Below are 25,056 nucleotides of genomic sequence, written 5' to 3' on the forward strand. Positions count from 1 at the left end.
CAATGCCAGTTCTTGAACCCTTTGCGGTGATTGCAATGGGGCAATCAAATCGGTGTTTTTGCCAAGCAACTCCAGCTGGCGTTGGTCGCCCGCCATTTCTTCCCCTGCGCATAACGCCAATTTGGTGGCATCTGCGTAGAGTTGTTGTCTCAACGCGGCTTTAAAGGCAAATTGCAACCGATAGACGCGGACATTGCGTTTATCAATCGGACTTTCGGGTAGCAATTCGTCGCTTAGTGCCAGCCGAATGAGTTCGGCATAATTTTCCGATCGTAACAATAAAATGGGCAGCACTTCGGCAACATAGTTAAATTGCGTTGCCAGAGGTTTCAAGCGGTTGATGCATGAGCCAATTTGCTCTGGAGATGCGGAAAACTCTTGTCGAAACCACGTTTCTGTAGGTTCATCACGGAACTGCACTGAGTTATCGGACAACCATAAAGGTCGGCCCAAATCTGCAACAAAGCTTTTGACAGCTGCGCTATCCACTTCAGCGGCAGCTGCCAACACTTCAATCGGTATGAAAGGGTACAAGTTGGCTAGGCCAAGGCAAATGGCGTCGATCTGTTGCTGGAAAATGGAAGGCTGGTGTTCTTTAAGCCTGGCAATTGCGTCTTTAAGTTGGGCGGCAATTTGTTCTTCAACTGTGCGGCCAAGGCCCAGACCAGTAAGAACCTTGCTAAGCGATGATGAGCTAAAATTGATAGCGTTGGCTTGGACACGCGGATTGCCGCCAGTCAAACGATGGAATTCCAAGCCATCATCTGCGCAGGCGTTTGGGAAATGCTTGCGTAAGTGATTGAGTGTTTCGGTTTGGCTAAACGGTAATAAGGGGAGCTGTTGTACATTTTGCTTGGGAGCAAGAAGATTAACGCGCTCAGTCCGGCATAAGGAGATAATGCGGCAAGCAATGGGCAATTGTTGCCGTAAAAGTTGTGGCACAAAACCCTGCTCGCCAAAATCTGCCGCCGCCATTTCTGCATTGTCGGCGGCGTCAATAAAAATGGCCAAAATACTGTTTGGATTGACTTGCCGCAATTTTTTCCCGGCAGCATCCAACCTAGACAAAAACGCCCTCAGCAAATCGTCTTCTGAGTCTTTGCTTCTTAAAATCAAGTGTTCGCATAAATCAAGCAACGCCAGTTCGTTGGCTATTTGAATTAGCGCGTCACGATAGCGATGGCGTTTTTTAATCACGTTCAGATATTCGCCGCCGCCAAAACAGTCATAAATAATGCCAACAGAACCAGTAGGTAAGTCATCAGCCAATAGGCGGCAAACCACGGATTTACCGACACCACCACCCGCATGGATTATGACCGGCTCAGACGCATCAACAATTTGCGCCAGTAATTCGGCATGTTGTTCCCGTTGTATAGGATTGTTGAGTGGTTCAAATTTTGGCGGCGCAGGAAATAAGTGTTCTTTACTGGTCACCCCCAAACACATCAATACATTTTCTGGGGAAATTTTTCCACTAGCACCTGGCAATACCTGCTTTTGCACCAACTCAACCACGTTGTTGATTTCTTCATGCTCAACAACCCCGGCAAAAAACGACGCCATTTCAAAATGCAGCTCACTTTTTTGCTCAGCAAAATTGCTTTCGTCGTCAGCCCATTGAAACGCCGCACAAAAGCGTTGCAAGGCTTCATCGGCCAGTTGGGTATATCTTTTAAGAGTGTTGAGGAATTTTGTCTCTGGTTTCTCGCCAGTAGCTATTGCCTGAATTCCATCCTTGAAAGTATCGCTCAGCGGACGGTTAGTAATAACAGCGAAAGTGATTGTACCTCCGCTAACGGTTTGGCGTTTTAGATGGTCGCGGTAACGGTCAGCAAACCCTGTAATAGTATTTTTCAACTCGCTGAGCTCAAAAGGTTGGTCAACCCTTTTGCTGGAGTGTTTCAATTGGTAATAGGTGATTTCTTCGTGAAGGTCATCCGCTGCCTCGGAGTATTCCGTCACATCCATAACATATTCCCCAGCAAGGTCAGGCTCTTTCGAGCCTTCAATCACTATGCTGGTGATTTTTGAATTAGGGTTGACCATCCGTAAGCATCTTCGGGCTGCCCAACGATAATGGAACACATCGCCTGCTCTTGAATCTCTTACCGCATCGTTTCCCATTCTGAGATATCTGATCTTTTAAAATAGCTAATTATTTCAGAAACTGTCATTAATCAGATATCTGAGCTTTTATGTTAAGGAGAAATATTGCATCAGATTTCTGAAATCATCCTACTACCATTGAATACCATAATCTGCCATTTAGAAAGCTGGAATGATGGCACAGATCGATTGGTTCTTAAAATTGACCGACTGCTTAAACTTAATGGGCTGACATTTGGATTTTTGGTGTGAGTGACGGCTTGGGGTCAGCTGGCAACAGTCCGTTATTCAGATTCATCGCCGAAAAGCTGTCGTTGAATTCCAATGCCTGAAAGTTGCCGTTCATCACTGAGCCCAACCCTAATTTTTGCCAATCGCGCTTCTCCAAAGTCCCCAGTCGGCCAAAGCCAGATTCTGGAACTGGAGGACTACAAAGCCTTATTCCGGCAGCTTCTCGGCAAAAGCGACAGCATTGTGTCATTATCAAAATGATTCTAATCATGTAGCAATTTGATTAGATTGTCTACTATACTAGTAGCGATTGAAAATGGGATTGAAAACATAATGGCAATCGGGCTACTTCAAGAACTAACCAAACATCAGCGCGATCGCCTTGCGTTTATTGAGTTGCGTTTGCGGTTTGTCGGCGAGATTCGTCGTCAGGACCTTATTTCCAGATTTGGGCTTCAGGCCGCTGCAGCAACAAGAGATATTGGATTTTATAAGGAGCTTGCTCCTGACAATCTCGATTACAACACTAAAGGCAAGATATATACCTTCAGGGATGGTTTCAAACCGATATTCGACTTTCCGCCAGAGCGTGTGCTTACCTGGCTTTCACAAGGTTATGGGGACGGCGAACCAGCGCGATTTAGCCCATGGATTGCTTGTGAAATACCTTCACGATTAGCCCATTGTGATCTGGACACTCTTGCCAGCGTTACCAGAGCCATTCATAACGAATGCCCCCTTAAAATTGTCTACCACTCCATCTCCAGTGGAAAAACCGAACGTGAAATCATTCCGTTTGCCTTGATCGATAATGGCCTTCGCTGGCATGTGCGAGCATTTGACCGGAATACGCAAAATTTCCGCGATTTTGTAATTACCCGAATCCGGCAGCCAATAGTGATGCAAGGTGAGAAGGTTGACCCCAATGAGCGCGAAAATCAGGATATTCAGTGGTCCAGAATAGTTGAACTGGAACTTGTCCCCCACCCGGATCAGCCTCGTCCCGAGATTACCGAAATGGACTACGGCATGATCGATGGCAGGTTGCACTTGAAGCTGCGCGGCACCATTGCCGGATACGTACTTCGCAAGTGGTGTGTCGACTGCTCACCGAATCATAGTCTGAATGGTCCTGAGCATAGACTCTGGTTGAAAGATTACTTGGCTCTGTATGGTGTCGAGAGTGCCACAATTGCTCCTGGATACACTTCGCCCAGGGAGAAAAGGTGAGGCTTAAGCCTCACTTCGACTACGTTTCTATGGACGGTATGACGTGAATGATTTATTTCTGAACCCGAATAAACTCTTAAATCCACTTCTCAAAATGGCAGTGCTCTCCGGGGTTCAAGCTGCTGTTCGCCTGCATATTCGTCGTGGAATCGATCTTAACGCCATTGATGAAAAGGGACGCTCACCCCTTATTCTTGCAGCATCCAAAGGACATATTGAAACCTGCAGGATTCTTCTTGAAGCTGGCGCAGATCCTCGAATACTAGACAATGAGGGCAATGATGCGTTGTCCATAGCTTTGGACAAGAGGATGGACAACCTTGCCGAACTATTAAAAGAAAGACTTTTGGAACTTGATCATGATTTAGCCACCGGAGCATCAGACTTGGATCCGGAGTCAAGTGAAAACGAAAGCAGTGATCCCCTGAATGCTGCTGATGAAACATTTGATCTTTCGGGCTGGGAGTCAGAAGAAGATTCACCTGTTCCGCCTCAGGATGATGAATGCTTGGCAAGGGTTTCAGTAACTCATCAAGCTATTTCGACACACATCCCAATCGACAATGACGAAGACTGGTCTGATGTAGACATTGACCTGCCAGACAGCAGTCGAAATAACAGGCGAATATGGAATGATGAAATTCGTAGCGAAGTACTTCGCCTGTTTGTCGTCGCTATACAAGAACGTCATGCCTCACATCGCTGGGTTGAGGATATTGCTCTGGATCATGAAGGGGACTCCGATCCGAAATTGGAGAGCCGCCTTGTCTTTATTCTGGAAGAGATGGGGGTGATTGTAGACGATGTCGAATGGTTACAACCTGATATCTCCATTCCCCTGGACGAGGACATGGAAGACATTGCCAACGAGGCTCTGTCCTTCCTGAGCGAACTGACTTCCCAAAATATCGAACCCCAACGGCTCTACGAAAAAGATATGGCAAAGACAGTGAGCCTGCTTTCGAGAGAGGGTGAAGCTGAAATCGGCAACATTATTGAAAAAGGACTGGAGGAGGCCCTCATTGCAGTTTCGTGCTCTGTTTCAGCCATAACGGAAATTCTTTGTGTGGCTGACAAGATTCTGATGAATGAATTACCGCTGGAAACCATGGTTAACCGGGAGACCATAATTCAGTCTGAAGATGATGACCTAGCCGATGAAAGCTACCATTTTCAGGAAGATAACGAAGATACTGATGAGAAGCCCATCTCTGACTTAACTGTTCACATCGAAACTATTCGCGACTTACTTCCTCATTTATCAAAGGAAAACAGTCACATCATGCTCGACTCCTTGCGGGAAGTCAGATTGTCAGTGGCATTTCTGGAAGATCTTTGCAACAGACTGGGTCAATCCAAAACGGATCCAGTCGCCCATTCTGCTCTTGAATTTGCACTTGCTAAAGTGACAAGGGCGAAATCCCGCATGATTGAGTCCAACCTCAAACTTGTTTACTCGATCGCCAGAAAATATGTCCATAGAGGATTGGCCTTCCTGGATCTGATTCAGGAAGGCAATCTTGGCCTGATCAGGGCTGTCGAAAAGTTTGATTATCGACGTGGTTTCAAGTTTTCAACCTATGCCACTTGGTGGATACGACAGTCAATTACTCGTGCGATTGCCGATCAGGCTCGCTTGATTCGAGTTCCCGTACATATGGTCGAATCAGTCAATCAAGTCGAACGGGCCAGAGACAGAATTGAGCAGACTACGGGGCTGAATGCCGATGCAGCAAAAATTGCAAAGCAATTGTCGCTCCCGATTGAAAAGGTAACAAAAGCTTTGAGAGCAACTTCTGAAATAATCCCGATTGATTCTCTGGATATTGAAGATGTTGCGAACGCAAAGTTCTTTTTTTCAGCTGCGCCAAGTCCTGAAGAATCTGCAATGCAGATTGCACTACACGACGAATTGGATCGCATGCTGGATACATTGGACTCCAAAGAATCCGAGGTGCTTCGTTTACGATTCGGCCTGAACGAGAGTGACGAACAAACTCTGGAAGAAATCGGACAGGTCTTTATGGTTACACGTGAGCGCATTCGACAGATTGAAGCCAAGGCACTACGTAAATTGAGATATCCCTCACGAGCTGAAAGTCTCAGAGACTTCATTGAAATTCCCAAACAAAAATGCCAGGAAGAGTTAAAGAAAGATGAAATATCCGAATAACTCTCGAAATGCGCCTCCAAAGGCAGGAGCAATGCTTGAGGCTCTGCGGGGCCTAGGCTACTCTACGGCTACGGCTTTGGCAGACATCATTGATAACAGCATTGCCGCCAATGCACGCAAAGTGGACATTCTGTTCAAGTGGAACGGCAAGCAGTCAGTCATCTCTGTTCTCGATGATGGAAGTGGCATGGATGATTCCGAACTTGATCTTGCGATGCGTTTGGGAGAAAGAAACCCTGTTGCCGAGCGTCAATTGCATGATTTGGGGCGATTTGGCCTGGGACTCAAAACAGCCTCTTTTTCACAATGCCGAAGGCTGACAGTCGCCAGCCGCAAGGCCGGAAATTTAAACTGCCTGAGATGGGATCTTGATGTGCTTGCCGCATGTGAGGACGATGGCTGGCATCTGCTTGAAGGGCCGGATGAAAATTCAATGGGGTTTCTTGCCCCACTATATGCCACTCAGGATGCCGGCACTATTGTGCTGTGGGAAATACCTGACAGAATCATTACTCCAGGTTTTTGTGAGCAAGATTTCCTTGATCTCATTGACCGGGTTGAGCGTCACCTCGCTATGGTTTTTCATCGATTTATATCTGGATCCCGACTTCAAATATCCATAAACGGAAAACGTGTTGAGCCTTGGGATCCTTTTCTCACTCGACATCCGGCCACATGGTCATCGCCTACCGAGCGCATCCTCACGGAGTATGGGGCTGTAGAAGTCAGGTGTCATGTGCTCCCTCACAAAGATCGTATGGAAACCCGTGATCACGACTCTGCTGCCGGACCAGATGGCTGGACTGCTCAGCAAGGATTTTATGTCTACAGAAACGAAAGATTGCTTGTCTCTGGTAGCTGGCTGGGCCTGGGACGTGGACGGTCCTGGACAAAGGAGGAAGCCCATCGCTTGGCTAGGATCAGGCTGGATATTCCCAACACGGCTGATGCTGAATGGAAAATCGATGTACGAAAGTCAAGTGCGCGCCCCCCTGTATCGATCCGGGAACGACTTACCAGACTTGCCGAAGATACTCGCGAGCGAGCACGACGGGTATTCGCCCATCGAGGACAACCACTGCGAACAGGCAACAACGAACCGTTAGCTCAGGCATGGCGGACAGAACATTTCAAAGGTGGCATTCGCTATCGCATCGACACAGAGCATCCAATCATAAAGTCGGTGCTGGAGGATGCCGGGGCCATCGAGCCACAAATTCGGGCAATGTTGCGCATCATCGAAGAAACAATCCCCGTACAAAGAATCTGGCTGGATACAACCGAGGCTCGCGAGACTCCCCGCACCGGTTTTGCAGGCGAACCACCTGCCGTGGTTGAAGCTGTTCTAGCAGTCGTATACAGAAATATGGTGCTTCGCAAGGGGTTATCTCCTGCTCAGGCTCGAGCACGCTTGCTATCCACCGAACCGTTCAACAATTACCCGGAATTGATTTCGACTCTTCCGGATGAACCTAGTGTCAAGGAGTAATAAACATGTCAGCAGCAATAGAGGAAAACTGGCAAAGGGTTGTGAAATTTGTTCAGGAACTACTTCTTGACGAAGAAGACGGGACAGTTATTACCCCGGCACTGATTTCAGAAAAGATCGATATGGTTATTTCGATGAAATCAAAGTGGGGGGAAAATCTGGATCGGGAAAGCGTGATCGACGAATTGATTCGCCGAAACAGTCAATGGATCGGTCAGGATACCAGTCTTGTAAGTGATGTCGGACACGAAGACTGGTTGAATTCATCAAGAAAACAAAACTGGCGTTATTGGCAACGCTATCGGGAATGGCTTGAGAAAAAACTTTCCTGGAAGGCCATTGAAGCTCTGGATAAGTCCAGCGACTCCGTTCTAGCTTTGCTGGAAGATCCAGCTCGTGCCGGACGCTGGGATCGTCGCGGACTTGTGGTCGGACATGTTCAGTCAGGTAAAACAGGGAACTACACTGGACTCATCTGTAAAGCAGCAGATGCTGGATACAAGATAATTATTGTACTCGCTGGTCTTCATAACAATCTGCGCTCTCAAACCCAAATAAGACTGGAAGAAGGTTTTTTAGGTTATGAAACGTTGACTGATCGGGATATCAAAAGTCTGCTCGGTGTTGGCGAAATCGATAGTGACAAGGAAATCCACCCCAACTGTGCAACCAATCGTTCTGATAAAGGTGACTTCAGTAGAAGAGTTGCCAGAAATCTGGCCGTCTCACCAGAAGAACGTCCCTGGCTTTTTGTTGTAAAAAAGAACAAGACCGTTCTTCGTGAGCTCCTGAAATGGATTCAAAACCATGCCGCCGACACCAATCTTGCGGCCAGCCATGTGCTGGCAGAGTCCCACGATGACCTTCCAAAAGTAAAGAAAATCGTAACGAAACTACCACTGTTGATAATAGATGACGAAGCTGACCATGCTTCTGTTGATACCCAGGAACAGGTATTCGACGCAGAGGGAAATCCGGATGACGAGCATTTACCAACAACCATCAACAGACTGATTCGAAGAATCCTGCATTCTTTCTCCAGGTCGGCTTACGTTGGGTACACAGCCACCCCATTTGCCAATATTTTCATACACGAACGGGGAGAAACACGTGATGAAGGTCCTGATCTTTTCCCATCTTCCTTCATTATCAACTTGGCGGCCCCTTCGAACTATATAGGACCATCCAAAGTATTTGGATTAATGAATCAGGAAGGTCTCCGAAGTGGATTGCCTCTTGTCCGTTTGGTGGATGACTACGCTACTGAAGACGGACGAAATGGCTGGATGCCGCAACAACATAAAAACGGCCATAGACCGATCCACAACGGTACCGAGAATCTGCCTCCATCGATCATAAAAGCAATAGACTCCTTTGTTCTTGCCTGTGCAGTTCGCCGACTTGATGGCCAGGCGAATGAACACTGTTCAATGCTTGTGCACGTCACTCGCTTCAACTCTGTACAGAAAGAAGTTTGCAGACAGGTAGAAGAACATATTCGTCACATGCGCCAGAGGCTCCACAGGAACATCGAGCACGAGATGATTCTTCAACGTCTGAAGGCCTTATGGGAAGAAGACTTCAAGCCCACATCCCAGGCAATCCGTTCCATCCAGCCAGACCAGACATCGAAAGGAAATGTGACATGGGATGACATTCAGGCCGCATTATTCGACACCATTTCCGATATCGAAATCCGGATGATTAATGGTACGGCGAAGGATGCACTTGACTATGACGAACATAAGGGGACAGGCCTCAAGGTGATTGCAATTGGCGGCGATAAACTTGCTCGAGGCCTTACGCTGGAAGGGCTTTGTGTCAGCTATTTTTTGCGCGCATCCAAGATGTACGACACGCTGATGCAGATGGGGCGCTGGTTTGGATATCGACCCGGCTACCTGGATTTATGCCGTCTATACACAACTGAGGAACTTTCAGAGTGGTTCGGACACATAGCCGACGCAGCTGAGGAGCTAAGAGAAGAGTTTGATCTGATGGTTGCCAGTGGAGCCACACCTCGCGAATATGGCCTCAAAGTGCAGTCTCATCCCGTGCTTATGGTTACTTCCCGGCTAAAGATGCGAGCGGCAAGAGATTTGTTGCTCTCTTTCAGCGGAAAACTGCTTGAAACAGTCGTTTTTCACAAGCGCACCGGTATTCTTGAATCAAACATTGCGGCAACATTAGGGCTGATTAACTCTCTTGGGAAACCCACTGAAGTAAACCCTGAGAGGTCGACAGCAAAAGGGAAACAGCGGTGGAATGGATTTCTCTGGCGCGATGGAGTGGCAAGCCAGGTTATTGATTTTCTGGAGGCCTATTTAACCCACCCGGAATCCTACAAAGTGAAAAGCAATCTTATCGCCGAATTCATTCGGTCAATGAATGATGCCGGTGAACTCAACAAATGGACTGTTGCATTGATTGGGGGTGGTGATGGAGGAGACTTCAGTTTAACCAAGGACATTGCAGTCAATATGCTGATTCGAAAAAATAACGGCCGTTTTGATGACCGCTATTCTATTGGACGACTCCTGTCTCCAAGAGACGAGTTTATTGACACCGATGCAAAAACCTGGGAAGCCGCACTCGAAAAAACTCAAAAAGCCTGGAAACCTGATCCTGCCAGACTTCGAGAAGGCAAGTTGCAAGAGCCACCGGAAGTACCAAATGGTCCAGCAATTCGAGAAATACGGGGATATGGTGCAAATGGCATTGAGCCATCCCGAGATAGAGGGCTGCTGCTTTTATACGTACTCGAACCCGGTCAAGAAGGAGCCAATCTGCCAGAAGGCACACCTCCAGTAGTTGCCTTTGCTGTAAGTTTCCCAGGAAGTAATGCGGGCAAACAGGTTCTTTATAAAGTCAATAGTGTTGAGTGGCATCAATGGGAGCGGGAATATGGCCCTGCAGAATAAAACCGAGGAGTTGCTTGCTGCCTGGCGCGCTCTTACCGGCAATCCGGGCTCCGAAGGCTGGCTCACAATTCCTGTTACGCACGATGCCCCGTGTCAGCTGATTGCAGGCAGGCACTTTCCGGGAAATGAAGAAGCGTTGCTTGCTGGTTTTTCCACAATCAATGTTTCCCCAGCAGAAAAACTCCCACAAGGCCATGGATTCCTCGTTACGAAGACGACTTTGGGCGCTGAAGCAAGTGGTCTAATTTGGATCGCACTTTGCAGGCAAAGCACTGGCAGTCTGGATCTGTTCACCAGGATGACCAATGATGTGGTTGTGACTTTGGAGGGAATCAGAGGGGCTAGCGATCAGAAAGCCTACCAGACATTCATAGGCAGAATCAGAGCCTGGCAAGATTTCATGTCTCGCAACGATAACGGTATTCTTGGCCGGGAAGCAGAGTTAGGACTTTTCGGTGAGCTTGAATTACTTAAATCGCTAATCGCGACAGGAATGCCTGCCTCATTGGCAGTCGATGCATGGTGTGGTCCCATGGGCGGAGTCCAGGATTTTGCAATCGGAACTGGGGCAATCGAGGTCAAGAGTACCGTTTCTTCGAACAGTTTTCCTGCAAATATCGGCTCCCTGGATCAACTGGATGATTCTTTGATACAGCCACTATTCCTTGCCGGCTTCAGATTTGTCTTGTCACAATCGGGTATTACCTTACCTGAACAGATTGGAATTGTTCGTAACCAATTGTCCGAATTTCCCTTTGCCAAAAACGACTTCGATAGTCGCCTCCTGCATGCAGGCTACATCGATGACCATGCTGATTACTATTCGCACCGATTTTTGCAGACAGAAAGAAAAATATTTCATATCTCGGACAGCTTCCCCCGTCTGACACGGGCGAACGTGGCCAATGAAATCAGAGGTGCGCGCTACGATCTTGATCTTGACATGATAACAACCACAAACTCCGGGCTTGAAAACGCCTTAACTTTACTTGGGGTAATTTTGTAATGGAATTAGAGGATTTTTTGCGGCAGACGCAAGCAGAAGTGCAGACAGAGATCGGTGATCGCCTTGGCGCATCGGGAGAGGCCTACCCATATCCAGAGTCTGTTTTTGCCGAGGTCGTAATGCAGCATATGTCAGAAATCGGTATGACCTTTGAGCCTGAAGTTTGCCACTACTCGGCCAAAGTCGGTAATGCAAACTTGCGTCTTAGTGGTTTCGCGGTTTCGGATGAAGCCGATCAGCTCGATCTTTTTGTGAGTATTTATGATGGTGTAGACACGATCCAGTCAATTCCTGACTCGGAAACCAAAACAGCCGCAGAGCAGTGTCTTCGATTTCTTGCAAAATGTGCCGAAGGTAAACTGGCAGCAACCATGGATGAATCGAACGACGCTTATGCGCTTGCCTTGACCATACAGGAATGCTACGCCAATCTCGATCAGATTCGGGTTTATGTGTTGACAGACAGGCAAGCCAAGGCAAAGAACTTTAAGGCTCGTGAGATAAACGGAAAAACAATAAAGCTTGAAGTCATGGACATCGAGCGTCTCCATCGTCATTGGTCAGAGGGAAAACCCAGGGACGAACTGGTTGTAAATTTCGAAGAGGTTTCTGGCGGCCCATTACCTTGCGTGTATGTTCCTGGCCAGATGACGGACTACGATTACGCCCTCACGGTTATTCCTGGGGAGGCGCTGCGCTTTGTTTACGAAAAATATGGTCCCCGGCTTCTGGAGGCAAATGTACGATCATTTCTTAGTGTAACGGGTAAGGTTAACAAAGGTATTAGAGATACCTTAAGGGATGATCCAGAGCGCTTTATGGCTTATAACAACGGAATTGTAATTGTTGCTGACGATGCCCATATTGGAAGGGCCGCTGATGGAGGGCCGGGCATTCTGTGGCTAAAAGGAATGCAGATTGTCAACGGAGGACAGACCACGGCATCAATTTACTTTACCAAGAAAAAGTCACCCGATATCGATCTGCGGCAGGTACGGGTACCTGCCAAACTGATTATTCTTAAATCAAAAGATACCATCGCTGAAGAAGCTCTCATATCCGACATCTCCAGATATGCCAATAGCCAGAATTCAGTCAAGCAATCCGATCTGTCAGCCAACAAGCCTTTCCATGTGGAGATGGAGAAGCTTGCAATGACAACTTATTGCCCGGATGGCGTCGGTAGATGGTTTTATGAAAGGGCCGCCGGTAGTTACAATACCATGCTGTCTCGAGAAGGAACCACACCCGCAAAACTAAAAAAACTTAAAGAATCCATCCCGCCATCCCGCAAGATTACAAAAACCGATCTGGCCAAGTTTCTTAACGCATGGAATAAAAGACCTGACTTGGTCAGCCTTGGCGCGCAGAAGAATTTCGAACGCTTTATGGATAGCCTTAGGGAAGATGATCAGTCTTCTGTCCCTTTGCCTGATGTCATGGCATACAAGACAATGGTTGCGAAAGCCATACTTTTCAAGAAAACTCAGAGCCTTGTCCGGCCTATGTTTCCAGCTTTTCAGGGCAATGTGGCTACTTATCTTGTTTCATTGTTGGCCGACCGTCTTGGCGAAAGAATCGACCTGGATAAAATATGGTTAAAACAGGACATTTCTATAACCTTAAGATCACAGTTGCAAACCTGGGCTGACGAGGTCAACGAGACGTTGCACAGGACCTCGGGTGGCAAAATGATTTCCGAGTGGGCCAAAAAGCCCGAATGCTGGGATGCAGTCCGCATGGGTTCTTATTCGCCAGTTATGGACGGTATTTTTGAATTACGATGAGTTTTAAATTGTGCCATGGATGTTGTTGATCCTGAAAAACGTAGCAGGATGATGGCAGGCATCAAAGGGAAAAATACAAAACCTGAAATGATGGTTCGCCGCGCCCTTTTTGCTGAAGGATTTCGCTATCGATTGCATCGTAAGGATTTGCCGGGATCTCCAGATATTGTTTTAAAAAGCAAGAGAGTGGTTATTTTCGTTCACGGCTGTTTCTGGCATCGACACTCTGAGTGTCGTTATGCCAGACTGCCTGCATCCAATGCAGATTTTTGGAGCAAAAAGCTTGAATCGAATGTTGATCGTGACCAAAAGGCAATTCATTCCCTTATTGCCTTGGGATGGCGGGTTTTGATCGTTTGGGAATGTATTACGCGTGATAAAACCATCTCGTTAGATATTGGCCGAATTATCAATAACTGGATACAGGGTGAGGATCAGACTGGAGAATTACCAGCACATATCCATCATTGAATTCAATTTGAGTCATACAAAAGGTTATAAACAATCTCGGCGATTTGTTTAGCTAAATAAGGCGGAACAGCATTACCAACCTGATGATATTGTTGGGTCCTGTTTCCCTGGAAAAAATAATTATCAGGAAATGTTTGAATTCGCGCTGCTTCGCGGACTGTAAGACTTCTACATTGTGACGGATCGTAGTGAATGAAGTAGTGCCCATCTTTTGCCATGTGACTAGTCACTGTGTTTGATGGTTTATCATAGACTTGCACCCTGAATCGGTCAGCAAAATGTCCGGTCTCCCAATTCTTGTGCTTGGGTTCCAGACCGGGTATTTTGAAATCCTCAGCCCCTTTCGGTGAACGGTTATGAGCTTTGGCAAATGCTGCAGCGTATAGATAGCGCCTCAGGTCGCTGGTCATATGTGCTCTTGATTCATGGTTCAGCCAAACTTGTGGACGATTCCTTGTATACCATTCCGACAGCAACTCTGACTTCACCACTTTGGGATAATTTTCAGAGTGCATTCTTGTTCCGCCAGTAAGAATATGTTTCGAGACCCCATGCACAGCCATATGAAGTTCATATCGCAGCTTTGGATCACTGGAGTTTGAGGTCAGATAAGTTGCATGCCCGGAAACATTAGCAGCCCAGTTTTCAGGCGAATCCTTCTCACGGCTTAATATGCTCCGTATTGGAGGGAGATCGGCTATTACATCTCCGACATTGACTTGTTTTTCAATCTTGTTTAGTAATTGTCTTCTGTTTATCGGAATATCCTCCCTGACTCCGAGCAGGATTACTCGATGTCTCGCCTGCGGCACCCCATATTCCTCAGCCTGAATGATAAAATCATGCGGATTGATCGATGTTGGGCTGTCACCCCGCTTAAATTCCACATCTTTTACTAACGATAAAATTCTGTATCTTCCGACGGAGTTTCCATCGTTGATGGCTGAATCAGGATCGGACAAGTCCTTAAGAATTGAATGAAATATCAATTCACCATTGATTTTGGATGATAGAATTCCTTTTACATTTTCCATTACAAATATAGCAGGCCGATATTTCTGAATTATTCTTAAATATTCCTTGTATAAAAAATGCCGATCGTCTTTCTCTGGTTTGTAATCAATTTTCCCTTTGTTTCTCGATCTGCCTACCAGTGAATAAGCCTGGCATGGAGGGCCACCGATCAAAACCCATGGAAGCTCTTGATTCAGCCTTTGCTGAATGGCCCTGTCCAGCTCGGCATTTCCGGATTCAGTCCCCAGCTCAATTAGTTTTGCCTCTTCGCTAGCCTCTAGCCACAAATCTTCCGTGGTTTCATCCGAAGGACTATCCCGATAACCATTGCAGAAATCCAGATAAAGACTCAGTTTATCCTGTGCCTTCCTCAACAGCAGTCTGTAATAAGCTCTGAGCCTTAAAGTCTGATATGCAAACTGATCTTTCTCGGCAGAAACCAGAATTTTGAATGCCTCATCGGCTGCACTAGAAAAGCCTTCCCCCAAGCCGCCAGGGCCAGCAAATAGATCAATCACCTGGATGTCTTTTAACTTCATGTTTTACCTTTTGCCTTTCGTCGGCTTCATGTTCGATTGATTGGCAATGAGTGTGTCAATAACCTTATCCAGGACCAATCGCGCATCTGCAGCCTCTAAATCCATTAGATGATTCAAGATTTTTGTTGCCAATTGCTCCGCAGAAGGGACTGCCTGAATTCCTCTTAGATTGACGAGATGCATGCAGTGATCAATCACTCTAGCAGGAGGATTGACACTGCCGCGTTCATATCGACTAATTGAAGATTGCATGACTCCTAATTCCTTGGCGAACTGCTCCTGACTTTGTCCATTTCGTGCCAAACGGACCAACTCGGATACTGATGAGATCATCATGCTACTGTAAATTATGCATATAATGCATAATTTACTATAAAAAATGCATCATTATCATCTTTTGTTGGTTATTAACCCGGCCCTTAAATACCCCGGGCAGCGTATGCTGCGGAAGGGTGTTTGAAGTAAGCCGCGACATGGTTAGGCAATGCCGCGATGCGATTCATGAAGGCATGAGCTTTTTCCAGTAGTTCGTCGGTGCTTTTGCTAACGGGACCGCTTCGCAACGCTGTCTTGAAATCTCGGTTGAGGTATTCGTCAGGATTGGATTCTGGAGCATACGGCGGTAGAAATACCAGCTCAATCCGATCCCGTTTGTCGCTTAGCCAGTCGCTGACTTGTCTGGCATGATGGACGCGCAGATTGTCGACCACCAGAAAAATTTTCCGCGTCGCACCTTCGATCAAACGCGCGAGAAATTCTAAAAAACGCGCGGTGTTGATCGATCCTTCAACGATTTGAAAGGCCACCTCGCCTCGCGCCGAAATAGCGGAAATCATCGAGAGTTTGTGCCAGCGGGTGGGTGTCTTCAGCACTGGGGTCTGGCCTTTGGGCGCATAGCCCCGAATCCAATGGGTATCTTCTTTCACGGCCGTTTCATCACCCCATAAAATCGTGGCACCTTCCGCTTTGGCCCGGGTGACGATCTGTGGGTAGGTTTTTTCCAACCATTCGGCGACTTTGACCGGGTCTTGCTCCAAGGCGCGCTTGATCGGGCGTTGCGGGGTAAAGCCCCAGCGCTTGAGATACTTGCCGACCAGACGATCTTGCATGTCCACGCCAAAGCGCTCCCGAATCAAGGCCTTGATCGCCGGACGCGTCCACAACGCAAAAGGTAATTTCAATTGTTGCGGACAGTCGCCGACAATTTGATCGCGCAACCAACATTCATCTGCCATCGTCAGCTTGCGTCCAACGCCAATCCGACGACCGCGCGTTTTTTCCTGCAACGCGCCTTCGCCTTCCTTGCGTGCCCGCGCCAACCATTCTTCCACCGTACGCTGGTGAACCCCGGCAACGCGGGCTAATTCTTGGTGGCTCAGCCCTGACTGTTTTCGCAATCGAACGACCATTTGACGCAACAGCGCCCGCCCTTCAACCGTTAATTTTCGCGCATCAATCTTCTGCTTTTCCATACGCGTATTTTATCACAATTACAGGGTATTTAAGGGCCGGGTTAATAGATGAAATCGGAAGCAGGGTTTTCTTGGCGGAAATTCCACATATAACAAAGAAAAAGATTTTTCTCTCTAATCGCGAAATCACAATAATTATCGCGATTTCGAAGACGACCTTCCAAATTTACCCTTCACAATATTCCCCAGGACGTTTCCGGACGGCTGCTATCGAGTTGAAACGCGGTTAAAGGGCATTGGCCGGCATTAAGTGATTTTTTTATTAATCCTGCAATAAATTGCGAAATAGCAATTTATTGCAAGTCGATTTCAAAATTTTTGCTGAAAAATACGTCCGCAGATCGCATCAGACAAAAATAATTCTCCGATCTTGCAGCTGACGGCAAATTCGTCGTCAGCTGCAAGTGAGTGGCCACTCGATTTGGATATTCTGTCCGACGCGATATTACGCAATCCAATGGATTGCAGATTGGGCCGGCAACGGTCTGAGTAGGGGGCGATAGGTCTCTTGTATTAATTACTATCACTCCATTATTTCCAATCATTCTGAGGTTAATAGACATGAGTAAATTGCCTGAAACTGGTTTTCTACGTTTGAAACAAATTATTGGTGATCCAAAGGCCAAGCCGCCCATTTCTGGATTGCTGCCCATGAGTAAATCGTCCTGGTGGGATGGCATCAAAAAAGGCATCTTTCCCAAGCCGATTAAAATGGGTCCCAATATGACGGCCTGGCGGGTGGAGGATATTGCCGAGCTCATTGCACGTTTAGGCGCTCAATGTACCGGCAACGCGAATGCCTGATCAACGACTGCCGTTGCCGCCATTTGGCAAGGAGCTGATCGCCCGACTGCAATCCACGTCGCCACCCTGGCCGATTATGATTTGCTTCGGTCGTGATGCCTGGCAACGCGCGCGGCAATGGCACTGTAATCCCACCGTATGGGCACTGGTTTGTCCTTCTGACTCAGCACCGGTCCAGTATCGTTGGCCAGTGCTGGATCTGGTGCTGATCGTCGACTGGCAGCAGGATCGGGCTACCGGTCACGATGAGGTGATGGCACTGGTCAAGGTGCTGCTGGGCTATGGTGCCGAAAGTGTTACCGTCTTGCCCAGTTGGGTGGATTTCAGTCAATTGGCCGTTGAATACGACGCCCGTTTACCGGTGGGTGAGCGTTGGGTGCAGGTGCGAGAGGAGATTGTGGTTTATCGACTGGACGTGGACAGGGATGACTGACGCTGACGCCAAATCGGTATTGGATGACGAGGCCGAAGGCATATTGGCATCCGCCATCGGCCCATTTTTGCCATCTCAGTTGTCGCCTTCGGATTTGGCCGAGATCCAGCAAGCCCGTCAATCAATGGTTGCTGCCAAATCCGAGAAGGATGCGGCAGCCCTTTTCCCCGACGCTTCCAGTCGACCTTGTTACCAAGTGTATGAACACACCTGCGGTCTTGATCATCGCTGGCCAGCCGGTGTGTATTACCACTTTCTCGGCAAATCGTCTGCCAAGGAGCCGCCGGCGCTGCGCGATGTCAGAATCTGTGGCGTGTTGCAGGCGGTAGCGATTGCCCGCAATCGGCAGGGTGGCGAGTTTGGCTTGTTGCTGGAATTTCGCGATCGTCTAGGACAACTCAAACAGTGGAATATGCCGTTTCGTTTAATCGCCGGCCGCGGCGATGAGCTGCAGAAAGCCTTGTTCGACCAAGGCCTGGATATTCACTATCCGCAACGCAGTCGGCTGGCGGACTATCTGTGTCAGCAACAGCCTGACCGAACGGTCTGGATCACATCCACACCCGGTTGGTTTGATAATGTTTATGTGCTGCCGGATCGTAGTATTGGTGATTCAAGTGATGCCGTGATTCTGCAGTCCGAGGGAAATATACACAGTAGTCTCTATCGGCAAGCCGGTACCTTGTCCGCCTGGCAACGACAAGTGGCCGGTTTATGTCCCGGTAATCCTTTTTTGCTGCTCCTGGTCTCACTGGCCTTTTGTGGTCCCTTACTGGCTAAATGTCATCTGGTCAGCCTGGCCATTCATATTTATGGTCCCTCCAGTCAAGGCAAGACCAGCGGCATGCAAGTCGCTGCCAGTGTCTGGGGCGAACCGAAACGGTTCCAGCGCTCCTGGACGGCGACCTTGAATGGCCTGGAATCAGCTGCCGTTCAAGTCAACGACGGTTTGCTATGTCTGGATGAGATGAGTAAAGCCGATGCCCAGGATGTCAGCAAGTCGCTGTATCTGCTGGCCAATGGCGTCGGCAAACAACGGGCCATGGTCAATGGTAAAGCCATGGCACATCAGCATTGGCGGGTAGCGATTCTGTCCAACGGTGAAGATTCGATTGAAGCCCATCTGAGTAAGGCCGGTATTCCGGTCAAAGCGGGCGAATTGGTGCGATTTCTGCAGTTGGCGGTGTTTGGTCAACACGGTGCTTTTGACGACCTACATGACTATGACAGTGGCCGGGATTTTGCCAGCGCGCTGCATCAGCATACGTCTGAGCAGTATGGCACCGCCGGTATCGCTTTTCTGGAGCACTTGACCCGCGATAAACGCGATTTTGCCACTTACCTGGACCAGTGTTTACGCATTTTCGAACAGCGCTTCGGTCCCTTATCGGCGCAGGAAGCCCGCGCGGCGCGCAGCTTTGCCTTGATTGGTCTAGCGGGGGAACTGGCAACCGAATACGGCGTCACGGGTTGGCCGGAACGCATAGCGATGGAAGCGGCGCTGATCTGCTTCAAACATTGGCGCCAACAGCGTGGAACCGGTGAACTGGAACCTCAGCAATTGGCCAATGAGTTACGGCAGTACGTCGAACTGTATGGCGACAGCCGCTTTACCAAAACCGACGATCCCAATCGACTGCACGGCGAGCGTTCCGGCTATTGGCGCCCAGCCGAACGAGGCCGGCAATGGTTGTTCAGTAAGGCCGGTTTCAAAAAAGCCATTGGCCATGCCGATCTGGCTCTGGCAGTCAAAATGCTGATCGGTCAAGGCATCCTGAAATCCGGCCCCAACCCGAAAAAGCATGTCACCCAGGTCAAAGTCCACGGCGGCTCGGCCTGGTTTTACGTGATTCAATTCGATGACGACCATGTTGGCTGATGTGATCCGGCATTATCTGGCGGATGTGACCGACGCGCAGTTTCAACCAGGCGATCAACGCCACGCAACACAAAGTGAAAAGGTTGCAGCGGTAACACCGGTGTTACCTGACCCTGAATCGGTAATACCCCTGCAACCCGCGCCAGGACTGGTGGTAACACCCGTAATATCGGTAATACCTCATAACAGCCAATACCAACAAAACAACGTCAACAAGCTCATCGCCCAAGATCAAAGCAAACTTCTGGCCTATCTGAAAGCGATCGGCGAAACCGATTCAACGGTCATCGACGAGTTTCTCAGCGAATGTGCGGCAAGCCCCGACATCCTGCATTACGCCTTGCAACTGGCCGAAGACACATTGCGAATTCACCACGGCGATACGCGGGGATTCGTGCGCTGTGCCAGTTGTCGATTGCTGCAAGTGCCAGAACAACGATGCCGACAATTCGGCTGGCGGATTGTGGTGGATAAATGGCGGCGGTGTATGGAATTTTCTGCGATGCAATAACAGTCTCAACGAGACAATACAGTGCCAGCATCGAGGCCAGCCGATTGACTTTAGGCCTTATCAGTCAACCGCCTTATCGTCAGCGCCGTGCGTTGCTCGATCAGCTGTACGATTTGCTCAACCACCGGATTTTCGGCGAATTCATGGTCGGCCGATGTCTGCAACCTGCGAGCCACCACGGGTAGCCGTTGGCACAAACCTAGAATGCGTTTTCGGGTTTGTGCCACCGATAAGCCCGCCGCCTGGGCGAAGCGGTCCCAGTGCCGGGCCTGCACTTCGTTGAATTTGTATTTGCCGCCCAACTGCATCGCCATCTTGGGCGTCAGGCTGGGATAAACGGCGGTTGACAATACGTCGTAGAGCGGCGCCAGGACGGCACCCTTGTTGGCATACAAGATAGCAAAGTTCTTGGCATGGGCGTCGTGGTTGCCGATCAAGGCATTGAAAATGACCGCATCCAGCAAACGCAGTACCTGCGGCGCACTCGGTCGGGTCACGCGGCGGACCAAGTCAAAGCACTGTTCCAAACCAGGCCCACCCTCGTTCTGATATTTCAGTTCCGGTACCACGCCAAGTGCCTGGCAGAAATCTTCCTGATGCAGCCGCAAGCGTTGGCCATTTGCAGCCTGAGTTCTGTCATAACGCTCAACCAGCAGAAATGAACGATCGTGAACGGCACAAATCCACGACTGTGCTGTATTAAGTTGCATCGCGCCTGCCAATGCCAGACAGAAACCTTCGTTGATCACGCTGTCTTCAACGGCAGCGATGGCCGGTTTAAGAATATGGCTACTGGGAGTGTCATTGCGGGGCAGACCGATTCGTTGACCATCAAAAACCACCGGCAATTTATCCTGAGCACCCGCCAACGACAAGCGCAAGCCATCCTGGCCAGCCAGCATCGGCCGCTGTGGCAATTCGTCCAGCAAGGCAAATACTTCAGAGTCGGATAACCAGTCGATGTCATTCGCTTGTTCAGATACAGCGGGTATTTGGTCTGGCGGCAATAGCGAAACGGCACCGGCGCATTCGCCGCCGATATGATCGAGCAAGGCAAAGTCGTTCTGCTTCGAGACCTGAAACTGGCGTGCAATCAATTGGCGTAATTTGCCTTCCGGTAACAGGCCGGCAAAGAACGGACGCGCTTGCACATCGTTGAAGGGAGCTACTTGCAACGGTAACGAGCAGGACAAAGGGGCGGCGTCGGCTTGTTGCAGCCAGTCAGATCTGTAGCTAAATTGCAGTCTGCCTTCAACCAGGGCCAAATCCCCCACTCGGCGATCAAATAAATAGACGGCGAGCAAATAACTCATGGTGCTTCGGTTATGTCCGGCAAGCCATCGAGCATGACCTGACCACCCAGCGCCTCGATCACGCGCATCACCGTTTCCAGACGCACGGTCGGCTTGCCTGCTTCGAGGTCGACGATAAAGCGAACGCCAACACCTGCCGCCAACGCCAATTCGGATTGAGTTAATCCGAGCTGTTTGCGGGCAGAGCGTAGCGCTTGGCCAAGTTGTTGGGTGGATTGGATGTTGATCATGAGATTTTTCCCGTTCGGGAAATTATTAGGCGAAAACAATCGATATGCAAGTTTAATTTCCCGTACGGGAAAATTAATTTAGGATTTACGATAGACAAGCATCGAAGTTCCCGTTCGGGAAAAATAGCCCCTTTCTGTGTCAAGTCTATCTGACTGTGATGGTTAGCGCTGAATGCTGATGATATAACTTAGGGTAACTGCAAGAACGAACCAAACAATAACCGACAGCAAATGACTAGCAAACAGAAAAAAACCAAAGCAACCTGGAGCGACGTTAAATCCAAATTGGCTGACGTCGATCGTGTTGGCCTGATCGGCCTGATACAAGATCTATACGCAGCCAATAAAGATAATCAAACGTTTCTGCATGCACGATTCGGGTTGGGCGAGGATATTCTTAAACCCTATAAGACCACCATTTCCCGTTGGATTTGTCCTGATGTAATGCGCAATCAGCCTATTTCAGTGGCCAAAGCGAAGAAAGCGATTACCGATTACAAAAAGGCGGTCGGTCAACCTGAAGGACTGGCTGAACTGTCAATTTTCTATTGCGAAGAAGTATTTGTTTTCCTGGGTTACTGCGGCATGGACGATGAAGGGTATTTCGATGCCTTAGTGCGAATGTTCGAACAAGCGTTGAAATATGTCATGGCATTGCCGGAAGCCAAACGCCCACCGTTTATAGACAGACTCGAGCAAGTTGCACTGCAAGGCCCGAACGTCGGCTGGGGTGTTGGCGACGACATGGAAATATTGTTAGCCGAATATGGCATCGATGACTAGCAATGAGCTTTTAGCCGATCTCCAAGCTGAAAACGCAAGGCTGATTGCATTACTCGAAGCTCATAACATCAAGTGGAAAATACCGTCTGAGCCACCACCAAAACCTGTTCCAATCGAGCCAGAATTATCTGCACTATCTACTAACGCGAAGGTGGCGTTATTCCGCCGCTTGTTTCGCGGCAGAACCGACGTATATCCCGTTAGGTGGGAAAGTAAAACTACCGGTAAATCTGGCTATGCGCCAGCATGTGCGAATGAATGGCGACCTGGTATTTGTCACAAGCCTCGTATCAAATGCTCAGATTGTGGTGTTCGGCAACTGAGCACTTTGTCAGATGCGGTCATATATAGCCATCTTTCCGGCGAGCACACCATTGGCATTTATCCCTTGCTGGCAGACGACAGTTGCTATTTTCTGGCGGTGGATTTCGACGAGGCCGACTGGAAGGAAGATGCCCAGGCTTTTGTCCAATCTTGCTCTGAACTTGGGATACCGGCTGCACTGGAGATATCGCGTTCTGGCAATGGTTCTCATGTCTGGATTTTCTTCGCTAGCAGTGTTTCTGCGCGTGATGCTAGACGACTCGGCACTGCCATCATCAGCCATACCTGTTCTCGGACTCGACAACTGAAACTGACTTCCTACGATCGCCTGTTTCCCAATCAGGACACTATGCCCAAAGGTGGTTTTGGCAATTTGATCGCATTGCCGTTGCAGAAAAAACCACGAGAAAATGGATTTAGCGTGTTTGTCGACAAACACTTACAACCCTATCCCGATCAGTGGACCTTTTTAGCCAATATACAGCCGATGGCAGTCGTGGACATTGAGCCAACTATTTTGCGGGCCACCGGCAATGCACATCCATTGGATGTCACTTTTATTGACGAGGAAGATCACAAAGAACCTTGGAAGCGGACTGAAAGCAAAAATGCCAAACTTGCCGGGCCATTGCCAGAATCGCTGTCTATTACTATGGCAAACCTGATCTATTTCGAGAAATCCGAACTGCCACAACCTCTGGCAAATCGACTGATCCGCCTCGCAGCCTTTCAAAATCCTGAATTTTATAAAGCACAAGCCATGCGCTTCCCTGTTTGGGATAAGCCGCGTGTAATTGGCTGTGCCGAAAACTATCCAAACCATATCGCATTACCGCGCGGTTGCCTGGATGCCGCCTTAAACTTATTGAAGGAAAACGGTATTCACTATGAGTTAAAAGATGAACGCTTTGATGGGCAAGCAATCGATATTACTTTCGCAGGCACTCTGCGGCCAGATCAAGAAATGGCTGTCAGTGAAATGTTGCAACACCACGCCGGTGTGCTCTGTGCTCCAACAGCATTTGGTAAAACAGTCACCGCAGCCGCGATGATTGCTCGACGGGGTATCAACACCCTGATTCTGGTTCATCGCACCGAACTTCTCAAACAATGGCAGGAGCGTTTGCAATCCTTCCTTGGCGTTGGCAAAGACGTGGTTGGAACCATTGGTGGCGGCAAAGCCAAACCAACAGGAAAAATCGATATTGCGGTGATGCAGTCCTTGTCGCGGCAAGGCGAAGTCAATCCATTGGTAGAGAATTATGGACACGTGATCGTCGACGAATGTCATCACATCGGCGCCGTTTCATTTGATGCCATCTTGAAACGGGTTAAGGCGAAATATGTGTTGGGGCTTACTGCCACCCCTGTGCGCCGCGACGGGCAACAGCCCATCATTTTCATGCAGTGTGGACCAATCCGCTATACCGCTGCCAAACCAGATAATGCGCCAAGTGATCTGGAAGTTATTCCACAGATGATTTACAAGACTATCGATCTGCCTCAGGAATCCGCTATTCAAGATGTATTTCGTCACATTGCCAATGATTTGGATCGAACGGCGGCGATTGCCAAAGAGATCATCGCGGCTTTTGATCAGGGGCGAAAAGTGCTGGTACTGACTGAGCGCACAGAACATCTGGATGCTATTTTGGTAGCACTGGATAACAAGCTACCGCCACCTTTTGTGCTTCACGGTCGAATATCGAAAAAGCAACGAGCAACTTTGATCACAGAGCTTGAAGGGCTGCCGCCTAATGCACCCCGGGTATTATTGGCTACGGGTAAATTGGTCGGTGAAGGTTTTGATCACCCACCACTGGATACCTTGGTTCTGGCAATGCCGATTTCATGGAAAGGTACGCTGCAGCAATATGCTGGCCGTTTACACCGTGAACACGCCACCAAAACCGATGTTCGAATCATCGACTTTGTCGACACCGGTCACCCGGCTTTACTGCGAATGTGGGAGAAGCGTCAACGGGGATATCGGGCAATGGGCTACCGAATGGCAGTTCCAAACTGATAAAAGCATACGAATTCGATTGGTCATTTACCAATCGAATCCGTAGCGGATTGCAATCGGTAGTCTATTCAAATGCAAATTGATGCCTAAGAAACAAAATCGTGTACGGGATCGTATATTTCTGGTTTCGCCAATAAATAATTCATTCAATTTCATCTAGTTAGAGTTAATTCTAGTCCGGTCTGAGCACCATTTACGCATCCAATAGGGTGCAAACCAATCCAAAAACCCGCAAGTTTCCTGGCTTCGCGGGTTTTTTATTGTCCGGCGCCATGCAACTAAAGCTAACCGGATGGACACCAAATCGTGTA

19 protein-coding genes are annotated in these 25,056 nt (G+C 48.6%); 13 read left to right on the top strand and 6 right to left on the bottom strand.

The annotated features are described in order from the left end of the window. Positions 1-2,049: P-loop NTPase family protein (locus NP603_RS14300; RefSeq protein ID WP_256611579.1), on the bottom strand; the 2,049-nt coding region annotated here is incomplete at its 3' end. 624 nt (positions 2,050-2,673) lie between these two features. On the opposite strand from NP603_RS14300, the gene NP603_RS14305 reads away from it, so the two are divergent. The 7 genes from NP603_RS14305 to NP603_RS14335 are packed head-to-tail and all read left to right on the top strand — an operon-like array spanning position 2,674 to position 13,417. Further along, the gene (locus tag NP603_RS14305; protein ID WP_256611580.1) at positions 2,674-3,570 is read left to right on the top strand and encodes a WYL domain-containing protein; all 897 of its coding nucleotides are present in this window, start codon (positions 2,674-2,676) and stop codon (positions 3,568-3,570) included. Between the two features lie 43 nt (positions 3,571-3,613). Next, positions 3,614-5,743, top strand: a complete 2,130-nt coding sequence (locus NP603_RS14310; protein WP_256611581.1) for a sigma-70 family RNA polymerase sigma factor — start codon at positions 3,614-3,616, stop codon at positions 5,741-5,743. A gap of 31 nt (positions 5,744-5,774) precedes the next feature. Continuing rightward, positions 5,775-7,232, top strand: a complete 1,458-nt coding sequence (locus NP603_RS14315) for an ATP-binding protein (protein ID WP_256611655.1) — start codon at positions 5,775-5,777, stop codon at positions 7,230-7,232. A 5-nt stretch (positions 7,233-7,237) separates the two neighbouring features. Then, positions 7,238-10,153 (top strand): Z1 domain-containing protein, encoded by a 2,916-nt coding sequence (locus NP603_RS14320; protein WP_256611582.1) that lies wholly within the window; start codon positions 7,238-7,240, stop codon positions 10,151-10,153. Further along, the gene (locus tag NP603_RS14325; protein ID WP_256611583.1) at positions 10,137-11,159 is read left to right on the top strand and encodes a PD-(D/E)XK motif protein; all 1,023 of its coding nucleotides are present in this window, start codon (positions 10,137-10,139) and stop codon (positions 11,157-11,159) included. Before NP603_RS14320 ends, NP603_RS14325 begins: the two co-directional genes overlap by 17 nt. Next, positions 11,159-12,946 (top strand): MZA anti-phage system associated AIPR family protein MzaE, encoded by a 1,788-nt coding sequence (gene mzaE, locus NP603_RS14330; RefSeq protein WP_256611584.1) that lies wholly within the window; start codon positions 11,159-11,161, stop codon positions 12,944-12,946. Before NP603_RS14325 ends, mzaE begins: the two co-directional genes overlap by 1 nt. 15 nt (positions 12,947-12,961) lie before the next feature. Then, positions 12,962-13,417, top strand: coding sequence for a very short patch repair endonuclease (locus tag NP603_RS14335; RefSeq protein ID WP_256611585.1), 456 nt, complete (start codon positions 12,962-12,964; stop codon positions 13,415-13,417). A gap of 2 nt (positions 13,418-13,419) precedes the next feature. Here the strand turns inward: NP603_RS14335 and NP603_RS14340 are convergent, their stop codons facing one another. The 3 genes from NP603_RS14340 to NP603_RS14350 form a co-directional block, all read right to left on the bottom strand. Further along, positions 13,420-14,970, bottom strand: a complete 1,551-nt coding sequence (locus tag NP603_RS14340) for a DNA cytosine methyltransferase (RefSeq protein WP_256611586.1) — start codon at positions 14,968-14,970, stop codon at positions 13,420-13,422. A 3-nt stretch (positions 14,971-14,973) separates the two neighbouring features. Next, the gene (locus NP603_RS14345) at positions 14,974-15,306 is read right to left on the bottom strand and encodes a helix-turn-helix domain-containing protein (RefSeq protein WP_371928867.1); all 333 of its coding nucleotides are present in this window, start codon (positions 15,304-15,306) and stop codon (positions 14,974-14,976) included. An 83-nt stretch (positions 15,307-15,389) separates the two neighbouring features. Beyond that, positions 15,390-16,442, bottom strand: a complete 1,053-nt coding sequence (locus NP603_RS14350; protein ID WP_256611588.1) for an IS630 family transposase — start codon at positions 16,440-16,442, stop codon at positions 15,390-15,392. A 561-nt stretch (positions 16,443-17,003) separates the two neighbouring features. Here NP603_RS14350 and NP603_RS14355 point away from each other — a divergent pair. The 4 genes from NP603_RS14355 to NP603_RS14370 are packed head-to-tail and all read left to right on the top strand — an operon-like array spanning position 17,004 to position 20,069. Continuing rightward, entirely contained in the window at positions 17,004-17,246 is a 243-nt protein-coding gene (locus NP603_RS14355) for a helix-turn-helix transcriptional regulator (protein ID WP_026604319.1), read from the top strand. After that, positions 17,239-17,679 carry a hypothetical protein gene (locus NP603_RS14360; RefSeq protein ID WP_256611589.1) on the top strand — a complete coding sequence of 147 codons (441 nt, stop codon included), beginning with the start codon at positions 17,239-17,241 and terminating at the stop codon, positions 17,677-17,679. Before NP603_RS14355 ends, NP603_RS14360 begins: the two co-directional genes overlap by 8 nt. Continuing rightward, positions 17,672-19,558, top strand: coding sequence for a DUF927 domain-containing protein (locus NP603_RS14365; RefSeq protein WP_256611590.1), 1,887 nt, complete (start codon positions 17,672-17,674; stop codon positions 19,556-19,558). The genes NP603_RS14360 and NP603_RS14365 overlap by 8 nt, the downstream gene beginning before the upstream one ends. Further along, positions 19,539-20,069, top strand: coding sequence for a hypothetical protein (locus NP603_RS14370; RefSeq protein WP_256611591.1), 531 nt, complete (start codon positions 19,539-19,541; stop codon positions 20,067-20,069). Before NP603_RS14365 ends, NP603_RS14370 begins: the two co-directional genes overlap by 20 nt. A 50-nt stretch (positions 20,070-20,119) precedes the next feature. On the opposite strand, the gene NP603_RS14375 is transcribed toward NP603_RS14370, so the two are convergent. Continuing rightward, on the bottom strand, positions 20,120-21,382 hold the full coding sequence (locus tag NP603_RS14375; RefSeq protein WP_256611592.1) for a type II toxin-antitoxin system HipA family toxin: 1,263 nt from the start codon (positions 21,380-21,382) through the stop codon (positions 20,120-20,122). Further along, entirely contained in the window at positions 21,379-21,612 is a 234-nt protein-coding gene (locus NP603_RS14380; RefSeq protein WP_256611593.1) for a helix-turn-helix transcriptional regulator, read from the bottom strand. Before NP603_RS14380 ends, NP603_RS14375 begins: the two co-directional genes overlap by 4 nt. Positions 21,613-21,843: 231 nt before the next feature. Between NP603_RS14380 and NP603_RS14385 the strand changes: the two genes are divergently transcribed. Next, positions 21,844-22,395, top strand: coding sequence for a hypothetical protein (locus NP603_RS14385; protein ID WP_256611594.1), 552 nt, complete (start codon positions 21,844-21,846; stop codon positions 22,393-22,395). Continuing rightward, positions 22,379-24,745, top strand: coding sequence for a TOTE conflict system archaeo-eukaryotic primase domain-containing protein (locus NP603_RS14390; RefSeq protein ID WP_256611595.1), 2,367 nt, complete (start codon positions 22,379-22,381; stop codon positions 24,743-24,745). Before NP603_RS14385 ends, NP603_RS14390 begins: the two co-directional genes overlap by 17 nt. Positions 24,746-25,056 lie beyond the last annotated feature (311 nt).

This window comes from Methylomonas aurea, from assembly GCF_024505045.1.
GTDB lineage: Bacteria > Pseudomonadota > Gammaproteobacteria > Methylococcales > Methylomonadaceae > Methylomonas > Methylomonas aurea.

Coding starts and splice junctions, on each gene's coding strand:
- NP603_RS14305 (WP_256611580.1), top strand. CDS start 2,674: ATGGCAATCGGGCTACTTCAAGAACTAACCAAACATCAGCGCGATCGC.
- NP603_RS14315 (WP_256611655.1), top strand. CDS start 5,775: ATGCTTGAGGCTCTGCGGGGCCTAGGCTACTCTACGGCTACGGCTTTG.
- NP603_RS14320 (WP_256611582.1), top strand. CDS start 7,238: ATGTCAGCAGCAATAGAGGAAAACTGGCAAAGGGTTGTGAAATTTGTT.
- NP603_RS14325 (WP_256611583.1), top strand. CDS start 10,137: ATGGCCCTGCAGAATAAAACCGAGGAGTTGCTTGCTGCCTGGCGCGCT.
- mzaE (WP_256611584.1), top strand. CDS start 11,159: ATGGAATTAGAGGATTTTTTGCGGCAGACGCAAGCAGAAGTGCAGACA.
- NP603_RS14335 (WP_256611585.1), top strand. CDS start 12,962: ATGGATGTTGTTGATCCTGAAAAACGTAGCAGGATGATGGCAGGCATC.
- NP603_RS14340 (WP_256611586.1), bottom strand. CDS start 14,970: ATGAAGTTAAAAGACATCCAGGTGATTGATCTATTTGCTGGCCCTGGC.
- NP603_RS14345 (WP_371928867.1), bottom strand. CDS start 15,306: ATGATGATCTCATCAGTATCCGAGTTGGTCCGTTTGGCACGAAATGGA.
- NP603_RS14350 (WP_256611588.1), bottom strand. CDS start 16,442: ATGGAAAAGCAGAAGATTGATGCGCGAAAATTAACGGTTGAAGGGCGG.
- NP603_RS14355 (WP_026604319.1), top strand. CDS start 17,004: ATGAGTAAATTGCCTGAAACTGGTTTTCTACGTTTGAAACAAATTATT.
- NP603_RS14360 (WP_256611589.1), top strand. CDS start 17,239: ATGCCTGATCAACGACTGCCGTTGCCGCCATTTGGCAAGGAGCTGATC.
- NP603_RS14365 (WP_256611590.1), top strand. CDS start 17,672: ATGACTGACGCTGACGCCAAATCGGTATTGGATGACGAGGCCGAAGGC.
- NP603_RS14370 (WP_256611591.1), top strand. CDS start 19,539: ATGACGACCATGTTGGCTGATGTGATCCGGCATTATCTGGCGGATGTG.
- NP603_RS14375 (WP_256611592.1), bottom strand. CDS start 21,382: ATGAGTTATTTGCTCGCCGTCTATTTATTTGATCGCCGAGTGGGGGAT.
- NP603_RS14380 (WP_256611593.1), bottom strand. CDS start 21,612: ATGATCAACATCCAATCCACCCAACAACTTGGCCAAGCGCTACGCTCT.
- NP603_RS14385 (WP_256611594.1), top strand. CDS start 21,844: ATGACTAGCAAACAGAAAAAAACCAAAGCAACCTGGAGCGACGTTAAA.
- NP603_RS14390 (WP_256611595.1), top strand. CDS start 22,379: ATGGCATCGATGACTAGCAATGAGCTTTTAGCCGATCTCCAAGCTGAA.